The sequence below is a fragment of the Erwinia rhapontici genome (assembly GCF_012271765.1).
In the GTDB taxonomy this organism is placed as follows: Bacteria; Pseudomonadota; Gammaproteobacteria; order Enterobacterales; family Enterobacteriaceae; genus Erwinia; species Erwinia rhapontici.
Genome location: NZ_VRKO01000014.1, coordinates 24,062 through 44,648 on the forward strand (window position 1 = coordinate 24,062; position 20,587 = coordinate 44,648).

Here is a 20,587-nt window from a genome sequence, read left to right on the forward strand (position 1 = left end):
AGACTGTTCGTGACCTTTACGCCTTCCTCATTGTCATCCTGGCTGTTTCTGGCTTTGCTCGCCAGTGCCGCACCTGCCCTGGCCGAGCCCTGGACAGGCGATAGCTACAATCCTAAACCTGATGATGACGATATCATTCTGCCGATGCCCTGCGAGGGATCGATGGCTTTTCGCCGGGTCGAGATTCCCCTTGCTGGCCCCCTTGATGACCTGCCGATCACGCTGGGGCAGGATGGCGGAGAATGGGGCTTTGTTGAACACAGCTATCCGGCTTTTATCGCCGGGAGCTTCTCCGATGCCGGTAAGAGCAAAGGCCGTTATTACCTGATGGCAAAATATGAGCTTACCGCATTGCAATATCAGGCACTGACGCAGGGAACCTGCCCCACGCCGTCGCGTAAACTCAGCGTGCCGGAGACCGGTATCAGCTGGTTTGATGCGGTCAGCGTGGCGAATAAATACAATGAATGGCTACGCAGTAATGCGGCCGATAAACTGCCGAAAGAAGACGGTATCGCTGGCTTTTTACGCCTGCCTACGGAGGTGGAGTGGGAGTTTGCTGCCCGTGGCGGACTGAAGGTCAACAGCGCGGAGTTTCGTGATGTCCATTATCCAATGGATGACATGAAAAACTTTGAGTGGTATTCCGGTGCGCAATCGTCCAATGGCAAGGTGCAGCTGATCGGGCGTCTCAGCCCGAATCCTCTTGGCCTGCATGATATGTTGGGCAATGTCTCGGAGATGATGTTTACCCCGTTTTATCTCAATAAACTCAATCGCCTGCACGGTCAGGCTGGGGGCTTTGTGGTGCGCGGGGGCAACTTCCAGACCAGTGCAGCGGAGATCCGCAGTTCGGCGCGCAAAGAGGTGAACTATTACGACAGTACCAGCCCTGCGACCAGTAAAACCACCGGGCTGCGTCTGGTGCTGGTAGCCCCCGCGATGACCTCAACGGGCCGGGTTAAGCAGCTGGAAAAAAGCTGGGCTGCGCTCGGGGCAGACAGTAGCGGTGCAGATAAGAAAAAAGATGAAGCGAAAGACACCGTCAAAGCACTGGGAACGCTGGCCTCAGGGGTAGATGATGCCGCACTGAAGAAAAAGCTCAATGACCTGGAAAGTCAGCTGCGGGCCAGCAATCAGCAGCAGCAGGAAGAGCGCGCGCAATCGATCCGCGCCAGCCTTAACCTGGGATCGTTCCTCTGCACCAAGCTGCAGGATGATGGTCGCTTCCTCGATTTCCTCACACATAACTATGAGGCGCTGTGTAAGGATAAAGACAGCAGCGATCAGAACTGTGCTATCCGTAAAACCAAACTGGGTGAGCAAACAAAAAGTTTACAGCAGGTGACCAGTTACTACGCCAGTAGCCTGGTAGATTCGGCGACCTTATATGGGCAGGAAGGGCTGAAACATGAGGTTGGCGTCTTTGATCAGATGCTGACCCTGAACAAGCGTCTGTCCGGGCTCAAACCTTTCCTGGCCGCACACTGGCAGAACCAGCAGAAATATCTGGAGAACGGCAAGATTGATACCGCCGGCTGGCTGGAAAGCTGCAAGAAAATTTAACGCCTTTACTTGAGGCCTCGCCAGGGTTGTGTTAATCGCACAGCGGATAGCAGGCCTCATCTCTTCAGCAACAATTAGAAAATCATTTTTTTACTATTTATAACCCTCCTCAATTAGCCGTACCTTCCCTTGTTTATAAATATTCAGCTTATTAATTATTCCACTAATAAGCTCAGGCTAAACCAATAGCCATGAGTTTTATCGTTTTACTCATATACAAGGAGGACGTATGGCTCAGGATATTTTCATTACATTTAAGGGGATTGAGGGTGAATCTCTGGATTTTTCACATAAAGGTGAGATTGAGGTTATACGCTGGAAATGGGCCGTCAGTCAGCCTGCCAACATGCACTCAGGAAGCGGCGGGGGGGCCGGAAAGTCGACCGTCGGCGATCTGTACTTCGATCACCGCCTCGATAAAGCCAGCCCCAATCTTCTTCAATACTGTCTTACTGGCAAGCACATACCGGAAGTCGTGCTGACCGTTCGCAAAGCCGGCGGCTCTCCGCTGGAGTATCTGCGTGTGACCTTAGAGGAGGTGATCATTACCCGGGTTGAGTCTTTCGGTTATGACACCATGCGCAGTCCGCGAGAAAAGGTCGGGTTATCATTCTCACGGGTGAAAATGGATTATGTTTTGCAAAATGCAGAGGGCGGAATGGCAGGCACGGTTTCCATGGGGTATGACATTAAAGCCAACGCCATTATTTGATTTTTGTAACCTAAGGAAGGGACTTATGCTTTATATCGACGAGGGTGGTTATATTGATGCAGAACGCATCATCCTGAAAATATTCAATAATATTGAGCGTGGAAAGATGGATGCGGTTAATGGCATCGTTGTGCATCAGACCAATGCGCCGACAGCCAGCAGTACCTTTCACAGTTATCAAACGAAAGGCGCCACCGGCGCTCACTTCCTGATTGACAGAGATGGCACCATCTATCAGACCGCTTCGTTATTCCAGATCACCTGGCATGTGGGAAAATTACAATCCCGCTGTTTTCTGACCAAAAAATGCGAACCGACGGATTTTCAAAAAGTGGCTGAACTGGAAAAGTCATGGAGAAATTCTGACAAAGTGCATCAGATTGAGAAATTGAAAAACTACCCTGACCGATTCCCGAGCAATGTTGATAGTATTGGGATTGAGATTGTGGGTGAGTCAGTAGAGGTTAAGAACAAAAAAACGGGTAAAGACGAATATATCTATGAGGCAGTCAATGCGCGACAAAATGACTCTTTGACATGGTTAATTAAAGAATTATCTGAAACACTCAACGTCAGTATGAATGAAATATATCGTCATCCGGAAATAGGAAGAAAAAACGAAACGGAGGCTAGTACAGCACAATGGTAAAATTTAAAAAATCATTTAGTGTTGTCTTATTCATCTTCTTCTTTATTTCAACGCAAGCACAGGGAAGAGAAGTCAGTCAACTTGACGTTGAAGGGATAGGATTACATTACGATGGACGTACAGACAAAAATGAAGAAGAAGCTTGTAAGGTCTTCAGGCCGACGAATAAACAGATGATCCGTTTTTTCAACCAGGCTAAAGAGTCAAAAAAAAGTGGGAACCTGCTTCATGAATACTATTCACCTTGTGTTTCTACTGGCGAAGTAAAATTCCAAGATGGTTCTTCCGGGCACTGGACGGTGCAATCCAGCGGTCTGGGGCTTGTAATCTTCGATAATGGAGAGGCAGCCACTTTCTTTCTAAAAGACAACCAATGGACCGATCCTTATGCCTGCACCTATGGCTTAGGTGATGATCCAATATGTTAAATAAACCAATGATAAAGGGTCGTTCGGAAAAGATGATCGACCCCTACGAGAAATCGCAATCGCGTTGGGTTTTTAAAACCGACAGCGAGTACGATTTTGCGTGGAGGGGGCCAGCTTGAGGTAAGCCGGGCGTCACGCGCCAGGACGGCGCGTGTCGAGGCCCGCATGGATGCGTCTTTTGCCGATCCGGCGTGCTCAAACTGGCCCCGGACCTGACGCCGGATGAGCAGCCACTCCTGTTTGTGATGCAGACCTGGCCCGTGGTACACACCATCCGCCCGGGCCGATCGGAAAAGATGATCGGCCTCTACATCATTCCTGAACTCTCCAGGATGTGATCCCCGCAGCAAAAATAGATACTCAGGTTTATATAAAATGAAACATCGTTTCATTTTGTTGAGTTTACCCCACTTTGCCGTTAAGCTGCCTGTATCAGTTTTGGTATCGGGCACTGTCCGCACACTTTAGGGTCACGGCAAGCGCCTGAACATGTTTGGTCAAACTCAAGGAAATAACATGATTCTGGATAATTTCTCCCTGTCGGGAAAAGTGGCGGTGGTGACCGGATGCGATACCGGTTTAGGCCAGGGCATGGCGCTCGGCCTGGCGGAAGCGGGCTGCGATATTGTCGGTATCAATATTGTCGAACCCACAGAGACCATTGAACGCATCGCGGCAACCGGGCGTCGTTTCCTCAGCCTGACCGCCGACCTCAGTGACACCAAAGTGATCCCGGGATTGCTGGAGCGCGCAGTCGCCGAGATGGGCCACCTGGATATTCTGGTGAATAACGCCGGGATTATCCGCCGTGAAGACGCCATCGACTTCAGTGAAAAGAACTGGGATGACGTGATGAACCTGAACATCAAATCCGTGTTCTTTATGTCGCAGGCGGTGGCAAAACAGTTTATCGCGCAGGGAACAGGCGGGAAAATTATTAACATTGCGTCGATGCTCTCTTATCAGGGGGGTATCCGTGTGCCTTCTTATACTGCCTCGAAAAGCGCGGTGATGGGCGTCACCCGTCTGCTGGCGAACGAATGGGCGAAGCACCAGATCAACGTCAACGCGATTGCACCCGGCTATATGGCCACCAACAACACTCAGCAGCTGCGCGCCGATGAAGCCCGTAGCGAAGAGATCCTCGGCCGCATCCCGGCCGGGCGCTGGGGCCTGCCAGCCGACCTGATGGGGCCGGTGGTGTTCCTCGCATCTACAGCATCTGACTATATTAATGGCTACACCATCGCCGTCGACGGCGGCTGGCTGGCGCGTTAATACCCCCTAATTCACTGATGTGCAGCGGGCGATCCCGCTGCACCCAAGAGGACGTTAAAATGAAAATTGCACTGATGATGGAAAACAGCCAGGCGGCTAAAAACGCGATTATCCTGAAAGAGCTGAACGCGGTCGCCGGGGAGAAAGAGTACCCGGTGTATAACGTTGGCATGTCAGACGAGCAGGATCACCACCTGACCTATATTCACCTGGGGATCATGGCCAGCATTCTGCTGAACTCGAAGGCGGTGGACTTTGTGGTGGCGGGCTGCGGCACCGGGCAGGGCGCGCTGATGTCGCTGAACCTGCATCCGGGCGTGATCTGCGGTTACTGCATTGACCCGGCAGACGCCTTCCTGTTTGCCCAGATCAACAACGGCAATGCGCTGTCGCTGCCGTTTGCCAAAGGATTTGGCTGGGGTGCCGAGCTGAACGTGCGCTTTATCTTCGAAAAAGCCTTTAGCGGTGCGAAAGGTCAGGGCTATCCGGCCGATCGTAAAGAGCCTCAGGTACGCAATGCCGGCATCTTAAATCAGGTGAAAGCCGCCATCGTTAAAGAGAACTACCTGGATACACTGCGCGCTATCGATAAAGAGCTGGTAAAAACGGCGGTCTCCGGCGAGCGCTTCCAGAAATGCTTCTTCGAGAACAGCCAGAACAAAGAGATCGAAAACTTTGTGCGTGAAATCCTCGCATAACGCGCTCTCTTTCTTCAGGCATAAAAAAACCGGTGCTGAATCAGCACCGGTTTTTTATTGGGCACGATAACTTATAAAAAGTCCTGCCGCTGCGGGGTAAAGGTGTCTAACAGCACGCCTTTTTCCAGGCAGATGCAGCCGTGAACAATGTCCGGCTTTTTATACAGCGTATCGCCCGCGCCGACTTCGTGAGTTTCATCGCCGATGGTAAAGCGGAAGCGGCCGGAAAGCACATAGGTAAGCTGCTCATGCACATGGTTATGCATCGGGCCGATGGCCCCGGTCTCAAAGCTGACCTCCACCGCCATCATGCTGCCGCCGTGGGCCAGAACGCGACGGCTCACACCATCGCCCAGGTCTTGTAAGGGTCTGTCTTGCTTGTAGATAAACACGGTTTAATCCTTCCTTAATGAGTGGCGCAGGGCGTCCGGGATCTCCGCCAGATAGAGCGCGGGCAGCCCTTCGTAATCCGTGGTGAACAGTACGTGGCGATCGTCCGGCGAGAAAGAGGGGTGCGGATGGGTTACCTGGCGGTCACCGTCCAGCACCTGCCAGGAACTGTTATGTGCAGCCAGCGGCGCGTACTGGCGCGTTTGGGCGTCGAACAGGTATAGCCACGGGTCGTTCTCAATCGTATGGCTGGCGGTATCTTTCACATCTACCGGTGTACCGGAGCCATCGCCGACCAGCAGTGTGCCGTTATCATTGCTCATCAGATGCGAGCAGGCAGGCATGGTCATCAGGCTGATGTCTTCCCCCGTTTGCGGGTCGAAGCGGCGAATATGGCGGTCGTGCTGGCCCTTCAGATAGGAAACATAGATCAGCGCAGAGCCGTCCGGCACCCAGAACTCATGAGTGCAACTCTCCCCTGGCGCGTGTTCTTTCACTTTACGCACGTTGCTGCCGTCTTCATTCACCAGCCACATACGCGCATCCACCAGATCGTGCGGGCCTTCATGGCAGAATGCCACGGTGCTGTCGTCAAACGGACGATAGATCGGGTGCCCCAGCCACTCATTTTTCTCGTGGATGACGTGAGACTGGCCGCTGAGCAAGTCGATGCGCAGCAGGCGGCAGTGCGGGTTACTGTGGTAGAACGACTGGAAAATGGTCCAGTCAGAGAGCGGCGTCCAGTCCTTGCGGTCGATCTCAATCCCTACCAGGCTGGTGCACTCGCTGTTGGCCACCCAGGTGCCGTAACCGACCCAGGCATCCGGCACCTGATAGACGGTTTCCTCACTGAAGTCAGCCAGCGTAACGCGTTGCAGCAGGCGTTCATTTTTTACGTAATAAAGGTGCTGGTCATCCGGCGACAGGAAACCGCCGAAGGTGTTATCGCCGGCGCCCTCCGTCAGCTGTACCGCCTTCTGCGACTTCAGGTCGAGCAGGTAATAGTTACGATGACCGTCGAACTCTCCGGCAAACAGCAGCTTGCTGCCGTCGCGGGTAAAGCACTTCTGATAGAAGTAGTTACGGTGGCACAGCACATCAGGTGGCGTTAAGCGCGTCACCCGGGCGCCGGTCTGCGCATCCTGAACGGTGTGGAAGTTGAATTGGATCTGAGAACCTTTTGCCATGATTCACTCCATCGGTGGCCATGAGTGTCGCTCTGTGTTGAGCGCCTTCATTTAATTGAAATGCTGTTTCATAAATATGAAAACACATTACCACCGTGGAGAAGGCTACGGGGTCAGTCGCTGCCAGAAATGCAAAGCCGATCACAAAACAGCCGTTTTTTGTTCAGAAAAGCGGGATAGATGGCGCAGGTAGTGGGACGTTTTTTTCTTTTCTCACCGGGATGCTTCGGACAAATTGTTATATTTAAGTGTCTGTATTGTAGTAAAAATAACAGCTATTTCATCATTTTTACGCGGCATCACGGTGGGCCAGGTGAGGCTGGCTTAGTCGTTTTATTGATAAGAATGTTACATGTCTCGCAAATCTGTCTGAGAAATCACCGCCCGCTGTTTTAACTGTGAGTTAATTCACATCTATTCAGTGGGGAGATCTATATAAAACACCGTATCTATAAAAATAAAACAACGGTTCATTTTTATAAAATCTCTCTGGGCGGGGCTCACATGAACGTAGAAAAACCAATTCTCTTCAGACATCAGCTGGCATACGGCGGTGGTAATTTACTCGGTAGCGGGGCGCTGGCGATTGCCGGTATCTGGCTGCTTTACTTCTATACCACTTTTTGCGGGCTGACGCTGTTACAGGCGTCGGCGATCTTCTCTGTTGCCAGCATCATCGATGCGATCAGTAATCCGCTGATGGGCTATCTTTCGGATAACTTCGGCAAAACCCGCCTCGGCAAACGCTTTGGCCGCCGTCGCTTCTTTATCTTACTCGGCATCCCGCTGATGATGGTCTACCCGCTGCTGTGGGTGGAAGGCTTCGGGTTCTGGTACTACCTCTCAACCTACGTGCTGTTTGAGCTGATCTACACCTCGGTGATGGTGCCTTATGAAACCCTCGCCACTGAGATGACCACCGATTTCTCGGCGCGCTCGAAGCTGACCGGCTACAAGGCGATTTTCGGTAAGGTGGCCAATTTCCTCGCGGCATTTATCCCTGGCCAGTTCATTCTCATTTACGGTAAAGAATCTGCCGAGCCGTTCTTCTTCACGGCGCTGACCTACGGCGTGATTTTATGCGTGGCGATGATCATGCTGTATATCTCCTCCTGGGAACGCCCGGTAGAAGAGACGACGCCGGTCGATGAGAAGAAAATGACGCTGGCGAAAACCATGCTGACGCTGGTGCGCGATATGAAGTCGACCTTCCATCTGCGCGTGTTCCGCAAACATCTGGGTATGTACCTGTGCGGGTTCGGCGCCGAGTGGCTGTTCGCCTCGGTCTTCACCTACTTCATCATCTTCGTGTTGCAGTACGACCCGGCGATGGTGGCGGGCCTGAGCAGCCTTAACTCCCTGTTACAGCTGTTCTCCACCGCGATCTTTATCGGCATCTGCGTCAAGCACGGTTTCAGCAAACCCTACATTCTGGCGCTGGGCATCGTGGTGTTCTCCGTGGTGTGTTACAGCCTGCTGCACTTCCTGCATTTGCCGCAGCAGTACGCCACCGCCGCCATGCTGGGCATCACCGTGGTATTCGGCATTGGTACGGGCGGCGTCTACTACATTCCCTGGACGGTCTATACCTTCCTGGCGGATATCGATGAAGCCTTTACCGGCCGTCGCCGTGAAGGGATCTACGCCGGTGCCATGACCTTTTCCGGCAAGCTGATGCGTTCGATCATTGTCTTCGCGATGGGCGCCATCCTCAGCTTCTACGGCTTCCAGTCTAAATCTCAAACGCAGCCGGAAAGTGCTATTACGGCAATTGCGCTGGTCTTCTGTGTGGGCGTGATTGCGCTGGCGCTGATGGCGATGGTCTTCAGCCATCAGATGAAGCTGAACCGCAAAACGCACCTGGTGGTGTTGGGCGAAGTCGCCAGAATCAAATCGGGTGGGCTGATCGGGCATGTTCAGCCAGACGTGCGCTTAGTGATGGAAGAGCTGATCGGTTACCCCTATGAAGAGTGCTGGGGCAACAGCAAAGTGTGCCGCAAAATCTTCGATACCCCTGCCGTTGAACTGGTTGAGGAGCCTGCACCGAAACCGCTGGTGAACCGCACACAGCATCCGTAATACCCCGATTTAACACGCGATTTATCCACCTACCGACTGGCCGGAAAACCCGGCCAGCGGCGCCCTGCGCCTAAAGGATGAGAATGATTATGTGGGAACGTCAACTCTGTATTATCACGTTGTCCCTCGGGCTGAGCGCGCCCGTTGCGGCGGCGCTGCCGGAGCCTGGCACGCTGGTCTGGCACAGCATCACCTTTGGTCAGTCGACCGACGTTAATTTTGCCACCAACGTACTGGCAGACAAAATCGGCCGCAATGAAACCCTGCTGGCCGGGGGTAAGGCGGTGCCGGCAGAAGGCAGCCTGCTCACCACGCCCTTCACGCTGGAAAGCCGTGGCGGCAAGGTGGGGAACAGTCACGATGGTCTGACGTATTTCTATACGCGCTTACCGGCGGACGCCAATTTCCTGCTGGAAGCCGATATCACGCTGAATCAGTTCGGCCCGGAAAACGGGGCAAAACCGGCCGGGCAGGAAGGCGCGGGATTGCTGGTCCGCGATATTTTAGGCCCTGCACGCGCGCCCGCTGTTCAGCCGGGCATTGAAGAGTTACCGGCCGCCTCGAATATGGTGATGAATACGGTGATGGCGATCGGTGACAAGCTGCCCGTGGTGGCGCTGGTGGCCCGTCAGGGCGTGCAGCAGCCCTGGGGCAATACCGGCATCGGCATCGTGCGTGAGCCGTATCAATCGTTGAATACGCCACAGCATTTTTCACTGCGTCTGAGCCGAACAGACAGCGGGTTTGAGGTGGCGTATGCCCCTCAAGGCGGCAGCGCATGGAGCAGCAAAACGGTGGCGGGTGCAGACCGTATCACCCAACTGGATAAAACGCAGTATTACGTCGGCTTCTTTGCGTCACGTAATGCCAGCATCACGGTGAATCACGCCACGCTGACGCTCAGTGAGGCACATACGCAGCCCGGTGCGCCGTATATCGCGCCTGTGCTGCAATCGCGTATTGAAGTGATGTCATCCCCTCGCCTCACCAGGCGTGACGGCGTGTTCCAGCTGCGCACCAACGGCAACGGTCTGATCACTATAGAACGTGGTGACACCGTGCTGCTGCGCCAGAAAAGAGTGCGTGGCGGCGACGTAGTGGCGCTGCCGGTGAAGGTCACATCGACGCCGCGCGATCTTAAGGTCACCTTTACACCGGATAACGGCCAGCGCCTGACGCAAACGTACCCGCTAAGCCTGGCGCAGGTCAGTCATCCGGATACGTTATACGCTTCCGCGCAGGGGGCTGCGGATAACGATGGCTCACGTGAACATCCGCTGGATGTAGCCAGCGCCGTCAATCTGCTGGCGCCGGGCGGCACGCTGTGGCTGGCGGAGGGCGAGTATCCGGCCACGGTGATCCCTGCCACGGCCAGCGGCACCGGGCAGCACCGTAAAATGCTGCGGCCGCTGGGCGACAACGTGGTGTTTAACGGTCTGACGCTCAATGCCAGCTACTGGCATATTCAGGGCATCACCGTCACGAAGAAAAGTTTCCATATTGCCGGCAGTCACAACCATATCGACCGCGTCCGTGCTCATCATGCCGATGATACCGGCATCTGGGTCGCCTCACCGGATGGCATCGGCCGCGCGCTGTGGGCCAGCCATAATCTGATCAGCAACGCTGAGTCCTGGGGTAATCAGGACCCGGGACGGAAAAACGCTGACGGTTTTGCGGTGAAAATGCGTGTCGGTGAGGGCAACCACCTGGTGAACTGCTATTCCCACGACAATATTGATGACGGTTTTGACCTGTTCAACAAAATTGAAGACGGCCCGAACGGCAGCGTCACCATCGAAAACAGTCTGTCGGTAAATAACGGCAGCAACGGCTTCAAACTGGGAGGCGAAGGGCTGCCCGTGGCACATGTGGCGCGCAACAACATGGCACTGAACAACGGCATGGATGGCTTCAGCGATAACTTCAATCCTGGCGCGCTGATTATTGCAGGCAACCGGGCGCTGGATAACCAGCGGTTTAACTTCCTGTTCCGTCCGTCGCCTTACACCCCGCCAGATAAACAGGGCACGTTTAGCGGCAATATTTCTCTGCGTACCGTGCCGGGGAAATATGACGATGTGGTCAGCGGGAATACCGATGACACGAATGTTTTTTATCACGTGAAAACGAGTGAATTAATCAAAAGTACGATCCAAAAATAACATCAAACTCTCTGGGATACCAAAATGAAAAATAACAGACTGCTGCTCTGCGGTCTGCTGCTGGCCAGCGCCAGTAGTCAGGCCGTCACTCTCGACGTTCGCCATGAGTGGCTGGACGACAGTAAACAACACAAAGATCGATTCATGGTGTCACACCGGTTTGATAATGGCTTTGGTTTTTCACTGGAAGCCAAATGGAAATCGGGGGGCGATAATAAGAATAAAGCCTTTACCGATCTGGTGGATAGCGGTACAGAAAGTACCGTCAGTTATCAGTACAAAGTCACGCCCGCCTGGTTCCTGCAGCCGGGGTTCACCCTGGAATCCAGTTCGGATAACAGTATTTATAAGCCATTTTTAACCACCGGATACCAGTTTGAAAACGGTATTTATTTTAACGTGCGCTACCGTTATGAATATACGCGCTCGACGAAAGAAAATACGGATGATAAGAAAACGAACCGGGGTGAACTCTGGCTGGGTTATCGTCTGGCGGACTGGCGCTTTGAATATAACTATATTTATAAGCACAGTGACCAGGTGTTATACGACAACGACAAATGGGATTATGAGCAGGATCTGAAGGTGGCGTATAACATCAATAAGCAGTGGACGCCGTATGTGCAGGTGGGTGATGTTTCTGTCAGGAAAACCGCCGATGACAGGCAGACCCGCTTGCGCATCGGGGTTCAGTATAACTTTTAAAGCTCACGGCTGATGCGTTGCGCCCGCCGGGGTTCCGGTGGGCGCAACGTCTGATTTTCAGGTCTTTCACCGTCCCTGAAAAAATAACAGGAAAATTCGCTTTTTTTCGCCTCAAAATAGTATTTTTACTCATTGTCGCTATGACCTTGAACTGATAAGTTGCCACCGCGTTTGGGAACGCGAAAAACTCAGAAATCAAATGAATAACATGTTGAAAAATATAAAGGATTATATTTATGAAGGTTCTTTTTGTCGGAAGCGGTCTATCGGCCCAGCAGGCGCGTAGTGATAAATATCACGACCATATCAAAGTGTGCCTCAATAATGCCTGGCGTATCTATGAGGGAGGCGAGTTTGATTACTGGATACATCCTAATGATTTTCCGAAGGAGAATTTCCCTTCTTGCGTGAATTATCAACATGAGATCAGGCATGAAGAATACTCTGCGGTTATTCATGAAGGTGCCCGTCGTTTGGGTATTCAGGCGGATACAGGCTTTGATATTGAAATAAATATTGGCTACACCTCTTTTTTCCAGGGCCTGTACTGGATAATGCTGGGTTTATCGCCAGAAAGAATTGGTTTGCTTGGGTTTGACCACGACTATAACAAAAATAAAACGGATAAATGGGTCGCGGACGACAAGCCTAATATTCAGAATTTTTTTAATAATAAAAAAGAAAAAACCATAAAAGAGTGGGCGGATAATTATTTTCAGGGGTTTGAAAAAGACTTTTTCTATGGCCATGGTACGCCTGATCCAATGCGATATGGCCCGGAATATATCGAGAGAAAAATGGTCCTGGCGCAGGAGAATGCAAAAACCCTTGGGATCTCGATCGTCAACTATTCTGAGCGCGAATCGCCCTATAAAATATTTGAGCGTCATATTATTTAATATTCTTCTTTTCGTCATGCCGATTCTTGCTGCCGTCCGCCCGTTGCCGCAAGAATCGGATAAGTACTAATCTTTTGTCAGTATCCGGCTGATTTCATTTCCGTATCCCCTTACAGTCACGACGCCATCCAGCAGTTCCACCACCGCGTAAGGGACGTCTTCCGCGCCGTCGAGCATCCCTTTCATAATAATAAAATCGGTATTGTCGCGCCGCACATAGCCACCGCGATGGTCATGCCCGGTAAAGCAGGCACGTACCTGATAGCGGCACAGCAAATCAGCCAGTTCACCGCCATTCCACAGGATATGACCCGTATGCGGGGCCAGCGGATAGTGACCAAACACCACCACGGTTTCTCCCAACTGCTGGGCCTGTTGCAGCTGCGTTTCAATCCATGCCAGTTGAGCACTGCTCACCGCGCCGTTCCACAGCTCGGCCTGCGGTTGCTGACGGGCCACCAGGTCGGCCAGTATCGCTTTCGCCTGCTGACGGTCATCACCGTTGCCCTGATTGCAATACAGGCTGATGTCATTACCGTCGAACACGATAAAGCGGTAGCCTGCAAGGCGGAACTGATAATAGCTTTTCGGTAAGCCCGCTGGCGGCGTATGCGCCGATGTCAGGCGGTCAGAAATCACCTGCGCATCATGGTTGCCAATCACAATCGCATGCGGATGATGCAGTGTTTCATACAGCGGCAGTAGCGCCTGATAGCTTGACCAGTGGCGATCCACCAGGTCACCCAGCGTGACGACAAAATCGAGCGGCTTGCGGTTAAAGGTGGCAATCGCCTTAGGCAGCTTGTGCAGTGCATGGCGATAATAGAGATTTTTCGGCACATCTGCCTCCACATCAGCGTACTGCGGGTCGGCAATCAGGCCAAAGCGCAGCGTGCCGTCGGCGGGATGAGTGGAGCGCATCACCGGTGGCTGATACAGCATGGCCGCAGCGCCCAGCGCCTGACGTTGCAGAGAAGAAAGCGGGTGCGGTGTGGTTTCAAAAGACATATATCGCTCCGTTAGCGGATGCCGGCACGCATAAACGACTGAACAAACTGACGCTGGAAAATCAGGAACAGCACCAGCAATGGCAATGACGTCATCAGCGTTGCGGCCCCGACCAGCGCCCACTGTACCCCTTGTTCCGGGGCGGAAAACAGCTGCAAACCGACGGTAATGGGCCGCACGTTGACCGAGTCGGTGATCACCAGCGGCCAGAGGAAATCGTTCCAGTGGAAGCTGATCGACACCAGCGCAAACGCGATATACACCGGTTTGGCCAGCGGCACATAAATACGGCGCAGAATGGTCCAGCGGCTGGCACCTTCAACGATCGCCGCTTCTTCCAGCACCAGAGGAATACTTTTAAACGTCTGACGCAGCAGGAAAATAGCAAAGGCCGAAGCAAGATAGGGCAGTGCAATGCCCCACAGTGTGTCGCGCAGCCCCAGCGCGCCCACGGTTTTGTAATTGTTGAGGATCAGCACGTCGGGGCTGATCATCAGCTGTAGCAGGATCAGGGCAAACAGCAGACCGGAGAACTTGAGGCGAAAACGGACCAGCGCATAGGCAGCCATTGTCGCCAGCACCAGCTGGCAGATCACAATCATCAGCACCAGCAGCGTAGTGTTGAGGAAATAGCGGGCGAACGGTGCGGCGTGCCAGGCATCGATAAAGTTCTGCAATGTCAGCGGGGAGAACAGCACAAAGGTGCCCTGATCCGATGCAGGATGAATGGCAACCCAAACGGCCACCAGAATCGGTAGAAACCACAGCAGGGCGGCCAGCCAGATCGCCAGATTCAGGCACAGACGGCCCAGCGAAAACGACCGTGCGGGAAGCGTCATGGTCAGGCTCATTGGTAATGCGCTCGCTTATCCAGCAGGTGGAATTTGATTAAAGCAATCGCGCCGAGGATCACCAGCAACACCACGGTCATGGCGGAAGCGGCCGGTAAATCCCAGAAGCTGAAAGCGGTACGGTAGATGTAATAGAGCAGCAGACTGCTGCTGTTATTCGGTCCACCGTTGGTCATGGCGATCACCTGGTCGACGATGCGGAACGCGTTCATCGAGGCATTGATCAAAATAAACAGCGTGGTGGGCATCAGTAATGGCCACTGCACGCGGCGGAAGAAATAGCGGCGTGAGGCGCCTTCAATGTCTGCCGCCTCACTCAGCCGCGGGTCTATCTGCTGCAATGCCGCCAGATAGAAAATCATAAAGAACCCGGCCTCACGCCAGACGGAAACGGCCATCAGGCTCCAGAGCGCACTGTCGGGGTCCCCCAGCCAGTTGACGGGCGGCAGCGAAAACAGCGTCAGTAGCTGGTTGAGCAGGCCGAGCTGGGGCGTGTAGAAAAACAGCCACAGGTTGGCGATGGCAATCATCGGCAGCAGTGAAGGAATAAAAAAAGCGGCGCGAGTCAGCGCGCTGCCGCGCAGGCGGCGATTCACCGCCAGCGCCATCAGCAGGGCCAGCCACACCGCCAGCGGGATCGTGACCGCGGCATACAACAGGTTATTACGCAGCGACAGCATAAAAATGTCGTCATCCAGCAGTGCGGCGTAATTATCCAGCCCGACGAACCGGGCCGGATGCCCGTTGCGCGCCGCAGAGAACAGGCTCTCCCACATCGTGGCCACCGCCGGATAATGGGTAAACGTCAGCAGAAACCCCAGTGCCGGTAACAGCAGCAGGTAGCCATAAATCTGCATTGACAGACCCCGATTGCGGGCAGCCGGTGCCAGAGTGTGAAGAGAGCGCATAGGTGTCCGTTACTGGTAAGGTTTCAGCAAGCGGTCAGCCTGCTTCTGAGCCGACTCCAGCGCCTGCTCAGGGGTTTTCTCCTGAGTGACGGCGGCTTCAACCGCATGGTTCAGGGCATCCTGAATCTGCACGCTGTTGTAGGTCGAGAGTTCCGGTTGTGAATATTTCAGCTGCTCACGCGCGACCAGCGCCTGTGGCACCTGTTTGACGTAATCCTGCATCACCGTGGTGTCCCACGCGGCAGGTGAGGTCGCCACGTAGCCGGTGGCGATACTCCAGCGAGCGGCCTGCTCAGGTGCTGATACCCAGCGAATAAATGTCATCGCGGCTTTTTGCTGCTCAGGAGTGGCATTTTTGAACACGTAAAGGTTACCGCCGCCGGTCGGGCTGCCGCGCTGGGTTTTCTCCGGCAGCATGGCGACGCCGAACGGGAATTTGGCGTTGTCACGCACGGTGGTCAGGTTACCGGTGGTGGTCACCATCATGGCGGTTTTGCCGCTGATAAAGTCCTGAGGTGTGGTGCTCCAGGCAATTGCGCCTTTCGGCGACACGCCCTCTTTCTGCCCAAGGTTGGTCAGCCACTGCAAGGTTTCGACGTTGGCCGGGGTATTAAAGGCCACGGCTGTGCCTTTGCCGTTATCCAGGCGGCTGCCGTTGGTGGCCGCCAGACCCTGGAAGTTCCAGTAGCCGTTCGGCGTGGACGGGATCTCAATGCCCCACTGGCTGACGCCTTTGTCGTCTTTCACCACCAGTTTTTTACCGAAGTCGACCACCTGCTGCCAGTTAGCGGGTGGGGTTTCGCCGTCCAGACCGGCTTTCTCAAACGCCTGTTTGTTCCAGTACATCACTACGGTGGAACGCTGGAACGGGATGCCCCACACCTTGCCTTCGATATGGCGCAGGAATGCCGGATAGAACCCTTGAATCCACTTTTTGCCCTCGGCATCATTCGCCAGGTCGCTGGCCGCGGTAATCGCACCCGCGTCGATCAGAGAATAGGCTTCGATATCACCAATTACGGCCAGCTGTGGCGCATTGCCGCCACGAAACGCGGTCAGGGCTTTGGTCACTGTCGTGGCATAGTCACCGGTATAAACAGGCTGAATGCTGACATCCGGGTGCAGTTTTTCAAAGTCAGCGACCAGCGTATCGACGGTGTGGCTGATTTTGCCCCCCACGGCAATCGGGTAATACATCTGAAGTTTTACAGGGTCGGCCGCGAAAGCAGATGAGGCAGCACAAAGTAACAGGACAGACGTCAGGCGTGAGAAACGGAGAACTGGAGACATGGTTTTCCCTTGAGCGATAAAAGAGTGGTTAAACAGCATATTTTTGTTCTGACGGTAAAACGTTCTGTTCCGCGCCGTAACAGCGTTTGCCGCTGGCGCTGACAAAGAAATAGTGTTTGCTCGCAGACCATTGCAGCCCGACCTGGCTGTGCTCGCTAAAGCGCCTCATGCCGGCCACTTTGACGGTGATTGGCTCCTGACAGGCGGCGATTTGGCAGACCAGCAACGTGTCTGCGCCCATGTATTCGTAGCTGAGCACACGGGCAGTCAGAGCGGCATGTTCGGCTGAGGTCAGTTGAATATCCTCGGCGCGCAATCCGAGGCTCAATCCGGCTTCAACGCCGTACTGCACCACCGGGATCGGCATCTCGCCCAGGTAGTGATGGTTGCCTTCACGGCGCAGCGGGATGATGTTCATCGGTGGGGCTCCGATAAATTGCGCAGCAAATACCGTGGCCGGGTTGTTGTAGAGGTTATCCGGGGTGTCGTGCTGTTCGATGTTGCCGTCATTCAGCAGAATAATTTTATCGGCCATGCTCATTGCTTCGGTCTGATCGTGGGTCACGTAAAGCATCGTCAGGCCGAGCTTTTTCTGAATGGCGCGGATCTCGCGGCGCATGCTCTGGCGCAGTTTGGCATCGAGGTTGGAAAGCGGCTCATCCATCAGGCACAGTTTATTGTTGGCGATCACGGCACGGCCCAGCGCCACGCGCTGCTGCTGCCCGCCGGAAAGCTGGGACGGCAGACGGTCGAGCAGCGGTTCCAGCTCCATCAGGCGGCTGACATCGGCCAGACGTGAGGGAAAATGACGCTTATCTTCACCCCGGGCGCGCAGCCCGAACAGCAGATTTTCCCGCACATTCAGATGCGGGAACAGCGCGTAAGACTGGAACACCATCGACAGTTTGCGCTGTGAAGGCGGCAATGCTGTCACATCGGACTGCTGGAAATAGATCGCGCCACTGTCGGCCGATTCCAGCCCGGCAATGGTGCGTAGCATGGTTGATTTGCCACAGCCGGAAGGCCCGAGCAGCGCGATAAAATCACCCTCTGCCACCTCAAAGCTGATGTCGTTCAGCGCGGTTTTGGTGCCCCAGGCTTTGTGAATATGGTGAAGAGAGAGATAACTCATGCCAGCTGTGCGTCTTTGCAATAAGAAGTGGGCCTAAGCTAGCGGGACTGGATGAACTTTTTATTAACGCAGGATGACGCTTAGAAGACGGGGATCGCTGACGCCGGGCAGGGGGACGCCGCAGTAGCGTCCCGTCAGCAGGACACTGACGGGACGACAGGTTCAGACGCGGCGTTTTTCCTGACATAAGTAGCCGAAAGTCGCAAACAGGCAAAGTGAATACCCCAGCAGTTCACTGCCTTCTTCCGCCATGTTTTTCACCGTGCGGTTATAGCCATCCAGCATCAGATGTTCCCAGAGTTCGTGCATACCGAACAGCCGTGAGAAGACCAGAATTGTCAGCATCCCGGCAGACAACAGGCCCCATGCCGGTTGGCTCACAAAGGCGGCAAGACCCGGGATGATGCTACGTGGGTTACGCAGCGCGACTGCCACGCAGGCCAGGGTCACCGCAAGGGCAAACCAGAGCCAACAGCCGTGTCTGATCGTATCAAACAAAAAATCCAGCTCACGAATGAGCATGCAACTGAAGAAACCGGGCACCAGAATCATCACCGGCCGCTGCGCCGGAGAACGCCAGGCGCGATGAAAAAACAGACAGGCAATGACTGCCAGCATGATTTCCTGCGCCATTTCAGTCAATGAGGTTTCATGGACGGCATTATTCATCCAGACGACATCAGCAAAGAGCAACCCCATCATCATGCCAAGAAACAAAGCAGCGCCTAAAAATGTGAATATCTTATTTTTTATAATCGATAAATCAGTCGACATGTTACCCCCCGGTCAATATTGGGGGGCAATGATAGGGATGTTCCATAACAGAACTGGTCATTTTATGCGGTTGTCTTATATAGAGCACATAATGACATGTAATTTGCATTTTTTTAATTCAACTAATTGTTATGGATGGTATTTTTTCTCCTGCTGTTCAAACCAGCTGGCGGGAACGTTATGGGGAGGTTGACCAAGCTGCGCAATCCCCTGTTCGATAACCTGATCGGCCATCTGGTGCAGGGTGGCATGCCCTGCGGTCAGCAGACGGATTTGCACCCGTTTTTCAATCAGATAGACGCGGGCAAAATGCGGATCAAAATGAATAATTGAGCGGGTATTATCGATAATATCCGCCAGCTTGATGGTCTGCGCGTCAGCAGAGGCCTGTTGAGTATGGCGAAAATGGGCCAGCTTACGTGCGGTGCGGTTTTGTCCGGCAACGGCACCCTGGTTGGTCAGCATTTCAACCAGCGATGTCACCCGCTCGCCGAAATGGGTGCGGATATCCTCCAGCGTACTGCTGGTGTCTTCAACAGTATCGTGCAGCCAGGCCGCAGCCAGCATCTCTTCATCGTCACTGACGCTACGCACCAGTTCGACCACCGCAGCGGGATGCACGATATAAGGCTCATCGGTGTATTTTCGGCGTTGATCTGCTGCGGCATGGGCTTTGCTGGCGTAGCGCTGCGCCCGTTCTTCCAGAGTTTGCATCGTTTTTCTCCCTGCCTGTAAAGTCGCTTGCAATTGTATAGTGCGCTATCTATATTATTTTTCATGACTACAGATAAAGATGACAAAAAAGCGGCGGATGCGCCACTGTTGCTCGACCGGCAGCTGTGCTTCGCGATCTATTCCGCTAACCTGGCGCTGCATAAGATCTACCGGCAGCTGCTGGCCCCGCTGGATATCACCTATCCCCAGTATCTGGTGATGATGGTGCTGTGGGAGCGGGATGACGTCACGGTGTCGGAGATCGGTGAGCGGCTGTTTCTTGACTCTGCAACCCTGACACCGCTGCTGAAACGTCTGGAAACTGCCGGGCTGCTGCACCGTCTGCGTTCGCGTAAAGATGAACGTCAGGTGGTGGTGACGTTGACGGATAAAGGACATGAACTACGCCAGCAGGCGCGGGCTATCCCTGAATCAGTGATCGGTGCTACGTCCTGTGAGATGGAAAAATTACAGTCGCTAAAAGGCGAACTGGAAATTCTGCGCAATAATCTGAACGGCTAATCTGCCCTTGTTCTTTGAGTCAAAAAGCTTTATTAATATAAATAGTGTGCGATTTAATCGCGTGAAAACTAAAAAAGGAAACACACCATGTCGTTAGAAAAAGTTGTATACCGTGCAAAAGCAAAAGCCACCGGTGGCCGTGAAGGCCGCGCTACTTCTTCCGATGGCGTGCTGGATATCCAGCTGGGCCTGCCGAAAGAGATGGGCGGCGCAGGTGGCAATGTCACTAACCCTGAGCAGCTGTTCGCGGCGGGTTACTCTGCCTGCTTCCTCGGAGCGATGAAGTTTGTGGCGGGGCGTGACAAGTTCGCTATGCCAAAAGAGGCGTTTGTTGAAGGGGAAGTGGGTATTGGTCCATTGCCGACGGGCTTTGGCATTGAAGCGACCCTCAACATTCATCTGCCGGGCATGGACAGTGCTGAGGCGAAAAAGCTGGTCGATGCCGCCCATATCGTCTGCCCTTACTCCAATGCCACCCAGGGCAATATTGACGTGACGTTGAATATTATCAACTAAGCCGTCTGACCGGGGCTGTCGCCCCGGTTATCGTCATTCCTGCTGTATCTGATCCCACACTCTTGCATACCGTTCGCGGCACGATTCCGCACCTTCCTCTCAATGATACGTAAAAT

At 53.7% G+C, this 20,587-nt stretch carries 21 protein-coding genes; 12 read left to right on the forward strand and 9 right to left on the reverse strand.

Going from position 1 to position 20,587, the window contains the following annotated elements; genetic code table 11:
* Nucleotides 1-9: 9 nt before the first annotated feature.
* From FVB43_RS13815 to FVB43_RS13840, 6 genes are all read left to right on the forward strand, one after another.
* A complete protein-coding gene (locus FVB43_RS13815; RefSeq protein ID WP_197931290.1) occupies nt 10-1,566 on the forward strand; it encodes an SUMF1/EgtB/PvdO family nonheme iron enzyme in 1,557 nt (518 codons plus the stop codon).
* 229 nt (nt 1,567-1,795) lie between these two features.
* A complete protein-coding gene (locus tag FVB43_RS13820) occupies nt 1,796-2,278 on the forward strand; it encodes an Hcp family type VI secretion system effector (protein WP_167864174.1) in 483 nt (160 codons plus the stop codon).
* 25 nt (nt 2,279-2,303) lie between these two features.
* The gene (locus tag FVB43_RS13825) at nt 2,304-2,927 is read left to right on the forward strand and encodes a peptidoglycan recognition protein family protein (RefSeq protein ID WP_167864175.1); all 624 of its coding nucleotides are present in this window, start codon (nt 2,304-2,306) and stop codon (nt 2,925-2,927) included.
* Nucleotides 2,921-3,355, forward strand: coding sequence for a hypothetical protein (locus FVB43_RS13830; protein WP_167864176.1), 435 nt, complete (start codon nt 2,921-2,923; stop codon nt 3,353-3,355). The genes FVB43_RS13825 and FVB43_RS13830 overlap by 7 nt, the downstream gene beginning before the upstream one ends.
* 516 nt (nt 3,356-3,871) lie before the next feature.
* A complete protein-coding gene (kduD, locus tag FVB43_RS13835) occupies nt 3,872-4,633 on the forward strand; it encodes a 2-dehydro-3-deoxy-D-gluconate 5-dehydrogenase KduD (protein WP_159338338.1) in 762 nt (253 codons plus the stop codon).
* A 59-nt stretch (nt 4,634-4,692) separates the two neighbouring features.
* Nucleotides 4,693-5,331, forward strand: coding sequence for an RpiB/LacA/LacB family sugar-phosphate isomerase (locus FVB43_RS13840; protein WP_133844663.1), 639 nt, complete (start codon nt 4,693-4,695; stop codon nt 5,329-5,331).
* A gap of 71 nt (nt 5,332-5,402) precedes the next feature.
* Here the strand turns inward: FVB43_RS13840 and FVB43_RS13845 are convergent, their stop codons facing one another.
* Both FVB43_RS13845 and FVB43_RS13850 read right to left on the reverse strand, forming a co-directional pair.
* Nucleotides 5,403-5,723 carry a cupin domain-containing protein gene (locus FVB43_RS13845; RefSeq protein WP_167864177.1) on the reverse strand — a complete coding sequence of 107 codons (321 nt, stop codon included), beginning with the start codon at nt 5,721-5,723 and terminating at the stop codon, nt 5,403-5,405.
* Between the two features lie 3 nt (nt 5,724-5,726).
* Entirely contained in the window at nt 5,727-6,908 is a 1,182-nt protein-coding gene (locus FVB43_RS13850; RefSeq protein ID WP_167864178.1) for an oligogalacturonate lyase family protein, read from the reverse strand.
* 504 nt (nt 6,909-7,412) lie between these two features.
* Here FVB43_RS13850 and FVB43_RS13855 point away from each other — a divergent pair.
* The 4 genes from FVB43_RS13855 (at nt 7,413) to FVB43_RS13870 (ending at nt 12,756) form a co-directional block, all read left to right on the forward strand.
* The gene (locus FVB43_RS13855; RefSeq protein WP_167864179.1) at nt 7,413-8,987 is read left to right on the forward strand and encodes an MFS transporter; all 1,575 of its coding nucleotides are present in this window, start codon (nt 7,413-7,415) and stop codon (nt 8,985-8,987) included.
* 89 nt (nt 8,988-9,076) lie between these two features.
* Nucleotides 9,077-11,152: a right-handed parallel beta-helix repeat-containing protein gene (locus FVB43_RS13860; RefSeq protein ID WP_167864180.1), complete on the forward strand. Its 2,076-nt coding sequence runs from the start codon at nt 9,077-9,079 to the stop codon at nt 11,150-11,152.
* Nucleotides 11,153-11,176: 24 nt separating this feature from the next.
* The gene (locus FVB43_RS13865) at nt 11,177-11,857 is read left to right on the forward strand and encodes an oligogalacturonate-specific porin KdgM family protein (protein WP_133844653.1); all 681 of its coding nucleotides are present in this window, start codon (nt 11,177-11,179) and stop codon (nt 11,855-11,857) included.
* 236 nt (nt 11,858-12,093) lie between these two features.
* Nucleotides 12,094-12,756 carry a hypothetical protein gene (locus FVB43_RS13870; RefSeq protein WP_159338341.1) on the forward strand — a complete coding sequence of 221 codons (663 nt, stop codon included), beginning with the start codon at nt 12,094-12,096 and terminating at the stop codon, nt 12,754-12,756.
* Between the two features lie 66 nt (nt 12,757-12,822).
* Here the strand turns inward: FVB43_RS13870 and FVB43_RS13875 are convergent, their stop codons facing one another.
* The 7 genes from FVB43_RS13875 to FVB43_RS13905 form a co-directional block, all read right to left on the reverse strand.
* Entirely contained in the window at nt 12,823-13,764 is a 942-nt protein-coding gene (locus tag FVB43_RS13875; protein ID WP_159338342.1) for a metallophosphoesterase, read from the reverse strand.
* Nucleotides 13,765-13,775: 11 nt separating this feature from the next.
* The gene (locus FVB43_RS13880) at nt 13,776-14,603 is read right to left on the reverse strand and encodes a carbohydrate ABC transporter permease (RefSeq protein ID WP_374760147.1); all 828 of its coding nucleotides are present in this window, start codon (nt 14,601-14,603) and stop codon (nt 13,776-13,778) included.
* Between the two features lie 8 nt (nt 14,604-14,611).
* Nucleotides 14,612-15,523: a carbohydrate ABC transporter permease gene (locus FVB43_RS13885; protein WP_167864181.1), complete on the reverse strand. Its 912-nt coding sequence runs from the start codon at nt 15,521-15,523 to the stop codon at nt 14,612-14,614.
* A gap of 9 nt (nt 15,524-15,532) precedes the next feature.
* Nucleotides 15,533-16,813 (reverse strand): ABC transporter substrate-binding protein, encoded by a 1,281-nt coding sequence (locus FVB43_RS13890; protein WP_167864182.1) that lies wholly within the window; start codon nt 16,811-16,813, stop codon nt 15,533-15,535.
* Between the two features lie 28 nt (nt 16,814-16,841).
* The gene (locus tag FVB43_RS13895; RefSeq protein WP_159338344.1) at nt 16,842-17,945 is read right to left on the reverse strand and encodes an ABC transporter ATP-binding protein; all 1,104 of its coding nucleotides are present in this window, start codon (nt 17,943-17,945) and stop codon (nt 16,842-16,844) included.
* Nucleotides 17,946-18,107: 162 nt separating this feature from the next.
* Complete coding sequence (locus FVB43_RS13900; protein ID WP_167864183.1) at nt 18,108-18,719, reverse strand: hypothetical protein; 612 nt, start codon at nt 18,717-18,719, stop codon at nt 18,108-18,110.
* Between the two features lie 129 nt (nt 18,720-18,848).
* Entirely contained in the window at nt 18,849-19,433 is a 585-nt protein-coding gene (locus FVB43_RS13905; protein ID WP_159338346.1) for an HD domain-containing protein, read from the reverse strand.
* Between the two features lie 63 nt (nt 19,434-19,496).
* Between FVB43_RS13905 and FVB43_RS13910 the strand changes: the two genes are divergently transcribed.
* Both FVB43_RS13910 and FVB43_RS13915 read left to right on the forward strand, forming a co-directional pair.
* Entirely contained in the window at nt 19,497-19,955 is a 459-nt protein-coding gene (locus FVB43_RS13910) for a MarR family winged helix-turn-helix transcriptional regulator (protein WP_133844634.1), read from the forward strand.
* Between the two features lie 87 nt (nt 19,956-20,042).
* The gene (locus FVB43_RS13915) at nt 20,043-20,471 is read left to right on the forward strand and encodes an organic hydroperoxide resistance protein (protein ID WP_133844632.1); all 429 of its coding nucleotides are present in this window, start codon (nt 20,043-20,045) and stop codon (nt 20,469-20,471) included.
* Nucleotides 20,472-20,587: the final 116 nt, after the last annotated feature.